Origin of the sequence: Enterobacter sp. RHBSTW-00994, from assembly GCF_013782625.1 — a bacterium.
Lineage (GTDB): Bacteria > Pseudomonadota > Gammaproteobacteria > Enterobacterales > Enterobacteriaceae > Enterobacter.
On the sequence record NZ_CP056199.1, the window covers coordinates 133,390 to 147,720 of the forward strand.

The 14,331-nt window shown below is 53.4% G+C and carries 12 protein-coding genes; 5 read left to right on the forward strand and 7 right to left on the reverse strand.

Annotation, left to right across the window (positions count from 1 at the left end; all coding sequences use genetic code 11):
* Positions 1-37: 37 nt before the first annotated feature.
* The 7 genes from lldD to HV346_RS00675 form a co-directional block, all read right to left on the reverse strand.
* Positions 38-1,225: an FMN-dependent L-lactate dehydrogenase LldD gene (lldD, locus tag HV346_RS00645; RefSeq protein ID WP_181621728.1), complete on the reverse strand. Its 1,188-nt coding sequence runs from the start codon at positions 1,223-1,225 to the stop codon at positions 38-40.
* Positions 1,222-1,995 (reverse strand): transcriptional regulator LldR, encoded by a 774-nt coding sequence (lldR, locus tag HV346_RS00650; protein WP_181621729.1) that lies wholly within the window; start codon positions 1,993-1,995, stop codon positions 1,222-1,224. Before lldR ends, lldD begins: the two co-directional genes overlap by 4 nt.
* Positions 1,992-3,647, reverse strand: a complete 1,656-nt coding sequence (gene lldP, locus HV346_RS00655; RefSeq protein WP_181621730.1) for an L-lactate permease — start codon at positions 3,645-3,647, stop codon at positions 1,992-1,994. Before lldP ends, lldR begins: the two co-directional genes overlap by 4 nt.
* A gap of 282 nt (positions 3,648-3,929) precedes the next feature.
* On the reverse strand, positions 3,930-4,292 hold the full coding sequence (locus HV346_RS00660; protein WP_181621731.1) for a YibL family ribosome-associated protein: 363 nt from the start codon (positions 4,290-4,292) through the stop codon (positions 3,930-3,932).
* Positions 4,293-4,350: 58 nt separating this feature from the next.
* Positions 4,351-4,941: a mannitol operon repressor MtlR gene (mtlR, locus tag HV346_RS00665; RefSeq protein WP_181621732.1), complete on the reverse strand. Its 591-nt coding sequence runs from the start codon at positions 4,939-4,941 to the stop codon at positions 4,351-4,353.
* Complete coding sequence (gene mtlD / locus HV346_RS00670; protein ID WP_181621733.1) at positions 4,938-6,086, reverse strand: mannitol-1-phosphate 5-dehydrogenase; 1,149 nt, start codon at positions 6,084-6,086, stop codon at positions 4,938-4,940. The genes mtlR and mtlD overlap by 4 nt, the downstream gene beginning before the upstream one ends.
* A 109-nt stretch (positions 6,087-6,195) precedes the next feature.
* Positions 6,196-8,106: a PTS mannitol transporter subunit IICBA gene (locus HV346_RS00675; protein WP_181621734.1), complete on the reverse strand. Its 1,911-nt coding sequence runs from the start codon at positions 8,104-8,106 to the stop codon at positions 6,196-6,198.
* Between the two features lie 659 nt (positions 8,107-8,765).
* Between HV346_RS00675 and HV346_RS00680 the strand changes: the two genes are divergently transcribed.
* The 5 genes from HV346_RS00680 to selB all read left to right on the forward strand — a co-directional run bounded on the left by HV346_RS00680 (position 8,766) and on the right by selB (position 14,315).
* Positions 8,766-9,122 (forward strand): DUF3302 domain-containing protein, encoded by a 357-nt coding sequence (locus HV346_RS00680; protein ID WP_181621735.1) that lies wholly within the window; start codon positions 8,766-8,768, stop codon positions 9,120-9,122.
* Positions 9,123-9,124: 2 nt separating this feature from the next.
* Positions 9,125-10,261, forward strand: a complete 1,137-nt coding sequence (locus HV346_RS00685; protein WP_181621736.1) for an HlyD family secretion protein — start codon at positions 9,125-9,127, stop codon at positions 10,259-10,261.
* Positions 10,262-10,351: 90 nt separating this feature from the next.
* On the forward strand, positions 10,352-10,960 hold the full coding sequence (locus HV346_RS00690) for a glutathione S-transferase (protein WP_181621737.1): 609 nt from the start codon (positions 10,352-10,354) through the stop codon (positions 10,958-10,960).
* 101 nt (positions 10,961-11,061) lie between these two features.
* Positions 11,062-12,447, forward strand: a complete 1,386-nt coding sequence (selA, locus tag HV346_RS00695; protein ID WP_181621738.1) for an L-seryl-tRNA(Sec) selenium transferase — start codon at positions 11,062-11,064, stop codon at positions 12,445-12,447.
* Positions 12,444-14,315 (forward strand): selenocysteine-specific translation elongation factor, encoded by a 1,872-nt coding sequence (gene selB / locus HV346_RS00700; RefSeq protein ID WP_181621739.1) that lies wholly within the window; start codon positions 12,444-12,446, stop codon positions 14,313-14,315. The genes selA and selB overlap by 4 nt, the downstream gene beginning before the upstream one ends.
* The last annotated feature ends 16 nt before the right edge of the window (positions 14,316-14,331 follow it).

The following is a 14,331-nucleotide window of genomic DNA, read 5'->3' on the forward strand; positions in this document are numbered from 1 at the left end:
TTTGGGGAGAGGGTTAAAGGGCCGGATCGCACAACGCTTAAGCCGCATTCCCCTGCGACAGTGGGGCCAGAGCTTTCTGGCGTTTCCCCAGTTCTTGCACCAGCGAATCCTGGCTGATTTCGCTAATCGACTTCGCGCCAGTCAGGGTCATCGCCACTTTCATCTCTTTCTCTATGAGGTTCAGCAGGTTTGCCACACCCGCCTGGCCGTGGGTCGCCAGGGCATACAGATACGCACGTCCCAGCAGCACGCTATCCGCCCCCAGGGCAATCATGCGCACTACGTCCAGCCCGTTGCGAATACCGCTGTCGGCCAGGATGGCGATATCGCCTTTCACCGCATCGGCAATGGCTGGCAGCGCGCGGGCAGAAGAGAGTACGCCATCCAACTGACGTCCTCCGTGGTTAGAGACCACAATCCCGTCCGCGCCAAAGCGGACAGCATCGCGGGCATCTTCTGGGTCAAGGATCCCTTTGATCACCATCGGGCCATCCCAGAATTCACGGATCCACTCGAGGTCTTTCCAGGAGATGGACGGATCGAAGTTATTCGCCAGCCAGCCAATGTAATCCTCGAGCCCGGTTGGTTTACCGAGATAGGCGGAGATATTTCCCAGATCGTGTGGACGACCATTCAAACCCACATCCCACGCCCATTGTGGATGGGTAACAGCTTGCCAGTAACGGCGAATAGCGGCATTCGGGCCGCTCATACCGGAGTGAGCATCGCGATAGCGCGCGCCAGGTGTTGGCATATCAACGGTAAAGACCAGCGTTGAGCACCCTGCGGCTTTAGCACGCTCCAGCGCATTACGCATAAAACCACGATCGCGCAAAACGTACAGCTGGAACCACATTGGACGTTTGATGGTGGGCGCGACTTCTTCAATCGGGCAGACCGAGACCGTCGAGAGGGTAAACGGAATACCTTTCGCATCCGCCGCTGCTGCTGCCTGTACTTCCCCCCGACGGGCATACATGCCGCACAGACCAACAGGGGCGAGGGCAACAGGCATAGAGAGCGTTTCGTTGAACAGCTTCGTCTCAAGGCTCAGGTCAGACATATTCTTCAACACGCGCTGGCGCAGGGCCACTTCCGACAGGTCTTCCACGTTACGGCGCAGTGTGTGCTCGGCATAGGCCCCGCCATCGATGTAGTGAAACAGGAATGGCGGCAAAATGCGCTGCGCTGCTGCGCGATAGTCACTGGCTGCAGAAATAATCATGCTTTGTTCTCCCTGGAAATATCATGATCGCCAGGCAGACGGGTAATGCGCGCCTGTCGGGCCTGATCTTCATCAAATCGTTTAATGGTGGTATGGACGAAACCCAGGTGCGCCATCATCGCTTTGCGTGCGGCCTCGGCATCACCTGTCAGAATGGCGTTGAGCACCGCTTCGTGCTGCTCGGTCAATTGAGCAAAGACCGGCGGGACCAGATACATACGCTGACGACTCTGCTTCACGGAAGATTGCAGCAGGTCAAAGAAGCCGCGCATTGTCTGGAGCAGGACGATGTTGTGCGATGCCTCGGCAATCGCCAGATGAAAACGCACGTCGGCCTGTGAGGCGATATCCGGATCGCTGCTTTGTGTCGCATCAAAACAGGTTTTGAGCTTCTCTTTATCAGCATCGGTTGCCCGCATGGCCGCATGCCAGGCGGTGCTGGCTTCGATGGCATGACGCGCTTCGAGAATGTCGAAGCTGTAGTCCGGGTCGTTTTCCATCAACGTTTTGAGCGGTTGAACGATATTTTGTTCGGACCAGTCGTCATGCTGCCAGCGCACAAACGTGCCGCCGCCTCGGCGGCTGAGCAGCACCCCTTCGTTTACCAGTGTCGCCAGCGCTTCACGCAGTGAGTTACGCGATACGCCAAGCTGGGCGGCAAGTTGACGTTCAGCGGGCAACTTCATGCCCGCCTCCAGCTGTTGTTCTTCAATCAGCGCCCGCACGCGAGAGGCTATCTCGTCGGACAGGCGTCTGGGCATCACTATCATGGAATCATCCAGGTTAAGACATAGGCCTGTAGCGTGGTGATCACGCCCACCATGCAGGTGAATATCAGGCTGTGTTTGACGGTAAAGCGGAACAGGTCAGACTCTTTGCCCACCAGTCCAACGGCAGCACAGGCAATGGCAATGGACTGCGGAGAGATCATCTTGCCGGTCACGCCACCCGTGGTGTTTGCTGCAACAAGGAGCACATCTGAAACGCCAATCTGCTGTGCGGCGGTCGCCTGCAATGCAGCAAACAGGGCGTTGGATGATGTATCAGAACCGGTCAGGAACACCCCCAGCCAGCCAAGGAACGGTGAGAAGAAGGTGAATGCGTGGCTGGTATGGGCGAGAGCCAGCGCCAGCGTCGATGACAGGCCTGAATAGTTCGAGATAAATGCGAACGCCAGTACCATCCCAATGGAGTAAATCGGTAACGCCAGCTCTTTAATGGTGCTGAAAAAGGTTTGTACCGCAGCCGCAGGCTTCATGCGTAGCCAGATGACAGACAGGATAGCGGCAAACAGAATGGCTGTACCCGTGGCAGAGAACCAGTCGAATTTGTATACCGCAGCATATGGCGTCGCGGCGTGAACCACTGGCGGCATGCGAGCAACCATTTTGTCGAGGAACGGCACGGAGATGTTGATCACCATGTCGTACAGCGCGCCGCCAGGAGCAAACAGCGCTTTAAACGGTGGCACGCTCCACAGCGTCACGGTGGCGGTCAGAAACAGGAACGGCGACCATGCGCGAAGCACCTGGCCCGCGGTATAGCCTGTGCGCGCCAGCGTTTGATCAACCTGTGACGCGCCCATATCAGCAAAACGGAAAATGCGCACTGGCTGCCAGCGTTTGAGGAACAGGGTCAGACAGACCAGTGAAACCAGGGAAGAGATGATGTCCGGTAACTCAGGGCCGAGGAAGTTTGAGCTCAGATACTGGGCAATGGCAAACGATCCGCCCGCAACCATGACGGCAGGCCAGGTCTCTTTCACGCCACGCCAGCCATCCATAATCGCCATGATCCAGAACAGCACAATAATGGTCAGGAAGGGCAACTGACGTCCTACCATCTGGCCGATCTCAAAGCTGTCCAGCCCGGTCACCTGTCCGGCAACCAGAATCGGAATGCCCATTGCACCAAACGCCACAGGTGCGGTGTTAACGATAAGACACAGACCCGCGGCATAAAGCGGGTTAAAGCCCAGTCCCACCAGCAGTGCGGCGGTGATCGCCACAGGCGCCCCGAAACCTGCCGCCCCTTCAAGGAAGGCGCCGAAGGAGAAGCCGACAATCAGCATCTGTAAACGCTGGTCCGGTGTGATGGAGAGAATCGACGAGCGGATGATGTCGAACTGCCCGGTCTTGACCGATATTTTATAGACAAATACCGCCGCAATAATGATCCAGGCGATGGGCCACAGACCGTAGAAGAAGCCATATACAACAGAGGCCAGCGCGTGATCTACGGGCATTTTGTAGAAGAGCAGGGCAACCGCCAGCGCAATGGCGACGGTATAGGTGGCGGCAAGATACCCCTTCAGTTTGAGCTTAATCAGCGCAAAGAAGAAGAACAGGATCGGTAGCGATGCGATCAGACTAGACAACCAGATATTCCCGGCCGGATCGTAGTTTTGTTGCCAGAGGCTCATGCAGGTCTCCTGAGTACCACACGTTCTGCTTCGCGGGTGAGTCTCCGCTCATCTCTGCGTCACACAGTGCGTAAAAGTGGTACTACCAATATTGTGATGTAGGGTGAATGACAATGAATGGTTAATCAGATGTTATGAATGAGCAATGGTTTTGTGAGCGAAAATTATGGAAATGTGAAGCCGAGGACAGTTGTCTGGGGAATTGGTTGGGCCAATTTTGCGTGGGAAGAGGAGGAGGCTGTGCGGTTTTCGCCCTCTCCTGGCAGGAGAGGGCTGGGGAAATCAGAATGCTGTCTTACTAAACCCTGTCATCTCTTTCAGGCCCATTTCACGGCCAAGTTCGGTCATCGGGTGTACTACCACCAGGCCGCGCACGCTTTTTTTCAGCTTGCCCATATCGGCCTGCTCTTTTTTGGTGATTGCGCGACGGTGTGGCATGTTCATCAGTTTTTGCGCTTCTTTGCTCAGCTTCTGGTTCTTCACGTCGCGCAGGCGTTCGATTTCAGTTTCCAGCGTAGCGGTCTCTTTTTCCAGCTCGGCATACTTCTCGGCGGAATCGACCAGGGAGAGGCTTGCCATCTGGTGACGGATCAGATCCAGACGATCGCTCAGGCGTTTAATTTCGTTCTTTTCGACTTCTTTCATGACAAATGACTCTAAATCGGGGGAATTTACAGGAAAGGATACACCAATGTGTGCAGGCTTACTTCTGAAACGCTTTTTTTAAGCTGATTCGGGAAATCAGCTCAGTCAGGGAAAGGACCATTGTAGAACGAACAACTTGCTGATAACGCAGCTTTTGCATCGCATACAGCTCAGGGTCGCTGTTATCAAAATGGGGAGCGGAAGGAAGTGCACTTACGCAGTGCAACTCACCGAATGGCCCCAGAATCTCATCATCGGTAAAGGTGTATTCATTACCATCATGATTCAACTCTTCGCGCAGCGCCATCAGCAACTCAGCATCTTCATACTCCGGCCTGCTGAGCACGCCAAGACCATAAATCAGCTTCAGGCGAACCGATAAATCGCCCAGCGGTCCATCTCCGTCCAGTAACGGTTCTACAGCATATTTTACCGCGTAGTCGTCTTTGCGAAACACCTGAAGAACCAGAATATTCACCGCCTCAGTTAACAACTCGACGGCGGCGATCAGGAAACTTCGTACGGTTTTGCCAGCATTCAGACGCTCAAGCACACGATTTTCAAAGGCCTGGGTTTGTTCCATTATTGGCTGCATATCTGACAATCTGTAATTTAGGCGCAGGGTTTCCTGCGCCGCATTCTGCATCATTTGGTTGCGTTGTATGCGTTAACCGCCTCCGCCACCACATCACTGTTGGCATCCAGACCAGAAATCTGCGCCAGCGCGGCCTGAGGGCCTTTATCATCAATAAGCTGAGCCAGCTCAATGGCCTGCGGATCTTGCTCGCTGCGGTAGTGCATCGCAGCAGAAATCCCTTTTACCAGGTTGGCATGCGGTAAGTCATACTCCAGCGTACCCAGCAGCGGCTTAATCAGGCGATCGCCCGCGCTCAGTTTACGCAGAGGCTGACGGCCAACGCGTTCAACATCATCTTTCAGATACGGGTTTTCAAAACGACCGAGGATTTTCTGGATGTATGCTGCATGTTTTTCAGCATCGAAATCGTAGCGTTTGATCAGCACTGCGCCACTTTCATCCATTGCCCCTTTTACCACAGCGCGAATTTTCTCATCGAGAATCGCGTCACGGATGGTCTGATGACCGGCCAATTTTCCGAGGTACGCGGTTATAGCATGCCCGGTGTTCAGCGTGAAGAGTTTACGTTCGACAAATGCCATCAGGTTATCAGTTAATTCCATACCTGGAATAACAGGCAGCGCGCCTTTGAACTGAGTTTTGTCGACAATCCACTCGCTGAAGGTTTCAACGGTGACTTCCAGCGGGTCATGGGTCGCAGACTCCGACGGCGGAACAATACGGTCGACAGCGGAATCGACAAAGCCAACGTGGGCTTCAACCCAGGCTTTATCTTCATCGGCAACGGCCGCCATAACGTGACCTTTCAATTGGGTCGTGCCGCGTACCATATTTTCACAGGCAATAATGTTCAGCGGGGTGTCGATACCTTGCGCTTTACGTTTTGCCAGACCTTTCGCCACAGCAGGGGCAATACGTTCCAAAACCACGGGACCCACGGCGGTTGTCACCAAATCAACATGGGCAATCAGGTCGATAACGTCGTCGCCAATGCTACTCACAGCGTTAACGCCAGATACCGTTTCAATCTGTTCGTTTTCTCCCACCACGTGGACCTGATAGCTATGACGGGCATTCAGGGCGTCGAGCACCACCTGGTTCACATCGGCGAATGTCAGCGTAATTCCCGCGTCTGCCAGCAGTTTGCCGATAAAACCACGACCGATATTACCTGCGCCAAAATGTAATGCTTTCATAGTATTAACCTTCATCAATGTTTTTACCCGAGAGGGCTGGGGTGAGGAACCGCATGCATTTCCCCTCACCCTAGCCCTCTCCCCAAAGGGGAGAGGGAGGAGAACAAGATTACTTGTTCAGCAGAGCCAGTACTTCTTCCACGCTGGTGGTGCTGGCCAGACGTTCGATGACGGATTCATCATCAAGCGCGTTGGTCAGGCTGGTAATCACCTGAATATGCTCGTTGTTGCGAGCAGCGATACCAATCACCAGACGGGCGATGTCGTCTTCTTCTTCACCGAAGCGAACCCCCTGTGGGTACTGACAGAACACAACACCTGTTTTCAGTACGCGATCTTTTGCTTCAACCGTACCGTGTGGAACCGCGATGGATTCACCCAGGTAAGTCGGGGTCAGTTTTTCACGTTCAAGCATGGCCTCAACGTATTCCGGCTGAACGTAACCGCCTTTCACCAGTTGCTCACCGGCAAAGCGAATGGCCTCTTCTTTGTGGGTCGCGGTACGACCGAGGAAGATGTTCTCCGCGCCCAGTTTGAACAAGTGGCTGTTGTTCGCATCGAAGCTGTCTTTCAGGCTGTCACGGACTTTAACTTCGTTATCTTCATGGCGCTGGGCGGCAACCAGACGTTCAGTCAGGCTCGCGTACAGACCGCTATCGAGGAAGTTGGTCAGCGAAATATGCTGCGCCTGTGGAACCTGACGCATGGCGCGTTCGGTCAGATCGCGGTGCGTGATAACCAGGTCGACATCTGGTGGCAGGCTGTTGATTGCGCTGTTGGTCACGGAGATGTTGGTCAGGCCCGCATCCTGGACTTTCTTGCGCAGTACACCCGCACCCATTGCGCTGGACCCCATACCGGCATCACAGGCAACGATGATTTTACGCACATGGCTCAGATCGTTAGAAACATCGCCTGCAGCCAGTGGGGTTGCAGCACCTTTGGATTCCGCTTTCATATCCTGCATACGGCGTGTAGCGGCTTCGATATCGTCTTCTTCTTTTACCTTGCTGGTTTTCAGCAGGATAGAAGAGACCACGAAGGAGACGGCCATTGCTGCACAGATTGCTGCGATGTTAGCGAAGTAAGCACCTTTCGGCGTCATCGCCAGTACCGCCAGGATGGAACCTGGAGATGCCGGAGAAACCAGACCACCACCCAGCACGCTCAGGGTGAACACACCGGTCATACCACCGAGGATAACGGCCAGGATCAGACGTGGGTTCATCAGTACGTATGGGAAGTAAATTTCGTGGATACCGCCCAGGAAGTGGATGATAGCCGCACCGCCAGCAGACTGCTTCGCACTACCACGACCAAAGAACATGTACGCCAGCAGAACACCCATACCCGGGCCTGGGTTGGCTTCAATCAGGAAGAAGATAGACTTCCCGAGGTCATGAGATTGCTGGATACCCAGCGGTGAGAAGATACCGTGGTTGATCGCGTTGTTGAGGAACAGGATTTTTGCGGGTTCAACAAAGATTGACGCCAGCGGCAGCATGTCGTGCGCAACCATGAAGTTAACGCCTGCTGCCAGAATTTTGGACAGCACTTCAACTGCAGGGCCAATACCGAGGAATGCCAGAATCGCCAGGATCATACCGATGATGCCAGCGGAGAAGTTGTTCACCAGCATTTCGAAGCCGGATTTGATCTTGCCATCAACCCAAACGTCGAATTTCTTGATGGCCCAGCCACCCAGAGGGCCCGCAATCATCGCGCCAAGGAACATCGGCATATCAGCACCGACGATCACACCCATCGTGGTGATCGCACCCACGACGCCACCACGGTCACCACCGACCAGACGACCACCGGTAAAACCGATGAGCAGCGGCAGCAGATAAGTAATCATTGGGCCAACAAGTTTCGCCAGCGTTTCGTTCGGCAACCATCCTGTTGGAATAAATAACGCGGTGATAATACCCCACGCGATAAACGCGCCGATATTTGGCATCACCATGTTGCTGAGGAAACGACCAAAGCTTTGTACTTTGATCTTGAAATCGGATGACATAAAACACCCCTTCTTCTGTTTACGCTTAGGCTTGCGGCCCGAGGTTTATTGTTAATGCGCGGCGGCAGAGGTAGCCGAGCCCTGTTCTGATGCTGTGAAATCTGGCACTGAATCGTTCAACTGTCCAGACAGTGAAAAATTGTGTGATCCGAGTCACGTAAATGTAGGGGGTGTGGTATTTAATGAAGTGATCTTCATCACAAAAATTGAGTGTAAAAAAAATACAACGGATAGAAATGAACCATTATGGCATCTGTTTTGTGATTAAAATCACACAATCACTTTGCTGAATTGTTTGTAAATTGTGATTTGATTCACAAAAAATATTCAAGCAGATCTTTCTGGCTGTGATCAAAGGCTAACTCTGTTTACGGTTCGATGACGGGATGTAAGTGAGCAACATTTAGGGCTAAAAATAGCTCGTCAAAATGTGGTATGGAAAAAAGCAAAAACCTGGATTACGCTCATATTGTAAACTGTAGTCTATTATTTTCAGGATATATTTTGACACGCTTATAAACTTGCGCGGAGATATAATAAAAAACCATACTCCCCGGCTCTGATATATAGGTGCGAGCTTTTGTGCCTAAATGAATTAATTTGGTCGCGAACCATTTTATTATTTTAATGAGTTGATAAAGTTTTTTAGTGAGGCAAATATGTTTCTCAACTATTTTGCGCTGGGCGTATTGATCTTCGTATTCCTGGTTCTGTTTTATGGAATCATCGCGATCCATGATATCCCCTATAATATGGCCAAAAAGCGTAATCATCCCCATGCTGATGCTATCCATACGGCGGGCTGGATAAGCCTGTTCACTTTGCACGCTATTTGGCCGTTCCTCTGGATTTGGGCAACGCTGTACCAGCCAGAGCGAGGCTGGGGGATGCAAAACCACATCTCGTCGCCCGATGAGGTCCCCGGCATGGACGTACTTTCTAAACGCGTCGCTGAGTTAGAAAAAAAACTGGCTGCGGTAAATGTTACCGCCGATAAGAACACAGCGGAGCGTTAATCATGGATCTGTTGATTATATTGACCTATGTGGCGTTCGCCTGGGCAATTTTTAAAATATTCCGCATTCCCGTGAACCAATGGACGCTTGCAACCGCCACATTAGGTGGTGTGTTTATTGTGGCAGGATTGATTTTATTGATGAACTATAACCACCCGTATACGTTTATGGCACAGAAAGCGGTTATTTCGATTCCGATTACGCCACAGGTAACAGGGGTCGTGAGCGAGGTGACAGATAAAAATAACCAGCTCATTAAAAAAGGTGAGGTGTTATTTAAACTCGATCCGGTACGTTATCAGGCGCGAGTCGACAGATTGCAGGCTGACCTGGTGACGGCGACGCACAATATTGATGTGCTGAAAGCCCAACTCTCTGAAGCACAAGCCAATACCACTCGCGTGTCGGCAGAACGTGACCGCCTGTATAAAGATTACCAGCGTTACCTGAAGGGGAGCCAGGCGAAAGTTAATCCCTTCTCTGAGAGTGATATCGATACCGCACGGCAAAATTACCTGGCGCAGGATGCGCTGGTGAAAGGCTCAGTTGCAGAGCAGACACAGATTCAAAGCCAGTTAGACAGTATGGTTAATGGCGAACAGTCGCAGATTGCCTCCCTGCGGGCGCAACTGGCGGAAGCCAAATACAATCTGGATCAAACCATCGTGCGTGCGCCCAGCAATGGTTATGTTACACAGGTATTGATCCGCCCAGGAACTTACGCCGCTGCGCTGCCACTGCGCCCGGTGATGGTGTTTATTCCCGAGCAGAAACGCCAGATTGTTGCGCAGTTCCGTCAGAACTCCTTGTTGCGCCTGAAGCCGGGTGATGAGGCAGAAGTCGTGTTCAATGCCCTGCCAGGCCAGGTGTTCTCCGGTAAACTCACCAGTATTCTGCCCGTCGTACCTGGTGGTTCCTACCAGGCTCAGGGAGCATTACAGTCGTTGACGGTTGTTCCGGGGACCGATGGTGTACTGGCAACGATAGAGCTGGCTCCGAATGCCGATGTGGATGCGTTGCCTGACGGTATTTATGCACAGGTTGCAGTCTATTCGGACCATTTTGCTCACGTCTCGGTGATGCGTAAGGTGCTGTTGCGCATGACCAGCTGGATGCACTATCTCTATCTCGATCACTAACCTCCAGAGGCAGGAATGCGATATGCATACCTGCCTTTTTTTCGTTGCGTGTTCCATACTGACCTCTTTGCGAACATCAAGGAGCAGGCAATGAAACTTATCGGCAGTTATACCAGTCCTTTTGTGCGAAAAATTTCGATTCTCTTACTGGAGAAGGGCATTGCGTTTGAGTTTGTTAATGAACAGCCCTACAACGCGGAAAATGGCGTCGCCCAGTACAATCCTTTGGGGAAGGTTCCGGCGCTGGTCACGGATGAGGGTGAGTACTGGTTCGACTCGCCGATCATTGCGGAATACATTGAGTTGTTAGGCATTGCCCCGGCGATGCTGCCATCTGAGCCAAAAGAGGCTCTTGCCGTGAAACAGATTGAAGCCCTGGCCGATGGTATCATGGATGCGGCGCTGGTCTCTGTGCGTGAACAGGCGCGCCCTGCGGCTCAACAGTCTGAAGCCGAGCTATTACGTCAGCGTGAAAAGATTAGCCGCAGTCTCGATATGTGCGAAACGCTCATTCGGGAGGGAAAAATACGATGTGATAGCCTGAATCTGGCGACAATCGCCATTGCCTGTGCGATTGGCTATCTCAATTTCCGTCATGTCTCTCCTGGCTGGTGTGTGGAACGTCCACTGCTGGTGAAGCTCGCGGATACCCTCTTCCAGCGTGAAAGTTTTGCCCGTACGGAACCGCCAAAGGCTTGACTCGGGTTATAACACTTCACGGCTGGGCGCTGTAGAATCCCTCCCCACAGGACTCTCCTCCCGCCGGGAGGGGGGATGATTTTCAATCGCCAGGCGTTGTCATGACTACTCATCATTCTCTTTATAGCCTTATTCCTGCTACCGATCGCCTGCTCCGTGAGCCTCTTTTCCTTACGGTGCTGGAAAGATTCGGCCATTCTGCAACGGTCGATATGCTGCGACAGCTACAGGAGGAGGCCCGTGGATCGATCCAGGCAGAAAACGCCTTGCCAGCCTGGTGTGCTGACTGGAGACAGGAAGCCGAAAAGAGGTTGGCAGCGAAATTGCAGAATGCTTTGCGCCCGGTGATAAACCTCACGGGTACAGTACTGCATACCAATCTGGGGCGTGCTCCGCAGGCAGAAGAGGCGGTGAATGCTGTGGCGCAAGCTATGCGTTCACCCGTCACACTGGAGTACGATCTTGACGGTGCTGGACGAGGGCATCGCGATCGAGCACTGGCGGATATTCTCTGTCAGCTCACCGGAGCCGAAGATGCCTGCATTGTGAATAACAATGCGGCAGCCGTGCTATTGATGCTGGCGGCAACAGCCAGTGGCAAAGAGGTGGTGGTGTCGCGGGGTGAGCTGGTTGAGATTGGTGGCGCGTTCCGCATTCCTGATGTGATGCGCCAGGCGGGCTGTACGTTGCATGAGGTGGGTACAACGAACCGGACGCATGCCAAAGATTATCGTGCCGCAGTGAACGAAAATACGGCCCTGCTGATGAAAGTGCATACCAGTAATTATCAGATTGAGGGCTTTACCAAAACGGTTGCAGAGGCTGAGCTGGCAGAGATTGGTCATGAGCTTGATGTGCCCGTGATTGTTGACCTGGGTAGCGGTTCGCTGGTGGATCTTAGCCTGTACGGGCTGCCGAAAGAACCAATGCCGCAGGAGATGATTGCGACGGGCGTGAGCCTGGTCAGTTTTTCTGGCGACAAATTGCTGGGAGGGCCTCAGGCGGGGATTATCGTCGGTAAGCGTGAGCTGATTGCGAAGTTGCAGCAACACCCTCTAAAACGCGCTTTGCGTGCGGATAAAATGACGCTGGCAGCACTGGAAGCCACGCTCAGGCTCTACCTCCACCCGGAGAAACTGGCGCAACGCTTGCCGACACTGCGTCTGCTTACGCGGGATGCCGCTGCCATCCGTGCCCAGGCGGAGCGGCTACAGGCAATGATTGCACCACAGTACCCCGATTTTGAGGTTCGCGTAGAACCTTGCCAGTCACAGATTGGTAGCGGCTCGCTTCCGGTAGACAGGCTGCCCAGCGCGGCGCTAACGTTTACGCCCGGTAACGGGCGTGGTAGCCAGCTTGAAACGTTGTCTGAACGCTTACGCGCACGGTCAACGCCGATCATTGGCCGTATTTATGATGGCCGCCTGTGGCTGGATCTACGCTGTCTTGAAAATGAAGAGCGATTTCTGGAGATGATGTTGAAATGATTATTGCCACCGCCGGTCACGTTGACCACGGAAAAACCACGTTATTGCAGGCCATTACCGGCGTAAATGCTGACCGCCTGCCGGAAGAGAAAAAACGAGGCATGACCATCGATCTGGGCTATGCCTACTGGCCGCAGCCCGATGGCCGCGTTCTGGGTTTTATTGATGTCCCCGGCCACGAAAAATTTCTTTCCAATATGTTGGCGGGTGTGGGCGGCATTGACCACGCACTGCTGGTGGTGGCATGTGACGATGGCGTGATGGCGCAAACCCGGGAGCATCTGGCGATCCTGCAACTGACAGGCAACCCGCAACTCACTGTTGTGCTAACCAAAGCCGACCGCGTGGATGAGGCGCGTATCGATGCGGTGCATGCAGAAGTTCAGGCCACGCTGCGTGATTATGGTTTTGCCGATGCGCCCCTTTACGTGACGGTGGCAACCGAAGGACGCGGTATTGATGAACTACGTGAATATTTACAGCATCTTACTGCACGTGAGCACGCCAGTGACCACAGCTTTCGTTTAGCCATCGACAGAGCATTTACCGTAAAAGGCGCAGGACTGGTCGTCACCGGTACGGCGTTAAGTGGTGAAGTGAATGTGGGCGATACGTTATGGTTGACGGGCGTTAACAAACCGATGCGTGTTCGTGCGTTGCATGCGCAAAACCAGCCTGTTGAACAGGCCCATGCCGGACAGCGTATCGCACTGAATATCGCAGGTGATGCTGAAAAAGAGCAGCTTAATCGCGGGGACTGGTTGCTGGCCGATGCGCCACCTGAGCCTTCAGAACGAGTGATTGTTTCCCTTCAGGCCCATATCCCGTTAAGCCAATGGCAACCGCTGCATATTCACCATGCCGCCAGCCATGTGACCGGGCGCGTGTCATTGCTTGAAAATGACCTCGCGGAACTGGTCTTTGATTCGCCGCTATGGCTTGCGGATAACGATCGCCTGGTGCTGAGGGATATTTCTGCCAGGGTGACTCTCGCCGGGGCGCGAGTTGTGACACTGAATCCGCCGCGCCGCGGTAAACGTAAACCTGAATACCTGCAGTGGCTGGCAGCCCTGGCGCAGGCAAAAGAGGATGCTGCTGCACTCGGGATCCATCTTAATCGCGGTGCGGTAAACCTGGCGGACTTTGCCTGGGCACGTCAGTTAAGTGGTGAAGGCTTACGCAAGCTGACCCAGCAGCCAGGCTTCATCCAGGCAGGTTACAGCCTGTTGAATGCCGTCGTGGCCGCGACATGGCAGAGAAAAATCCTCAATACGCTTGCTACCTATCACCAGCAACACCTGGATGAACCAGGCCCTGGGCGGGAAAGATTGCGACGTATGGCTCTGCCGATGGAAGATGATGCCCTGGTTCTGCTGTTGATTGAGCAGATGCGGGAAAGTGGTGTCATCCACAGTCACCACGGCTGGCTGCATCTGCCTGATCACAAAGCGGGCTTTACGGCCGAGCAACAGGCGGTATGGCAAAAAGTCGCCCCCCTGTTTGCTGATGAGCCCTGGTGGGTGCGTGATTTAGCGCAGCATAGCTCCACCGATGAAGCCATGATGCGGCAGGTACTGCGCCTTGCGGCACAGCAGGGGCTTATCGTGGCGATCGTTAAAGATCGCTATTACCGTAACGATCGTATCGTGGCGTTTGCCAGTTTGATTCGCGAGCTGGATCTGGAGCGAGGTTCAACGTGTGCTGCGGATTTCCGCGATCGACTCAACGTCGGGCGTAAATTGGCCATTCAAATTCTGGAATATTTTAACCGGATTGGTTTTACGCGACGTCGTGGGAATGACCATTTGCTTCGGGACTCATTATTATTCCCGGAAGCAAACTCTGTGATTAATACAGAAAATAAATAGATATAAGTTGATTTAT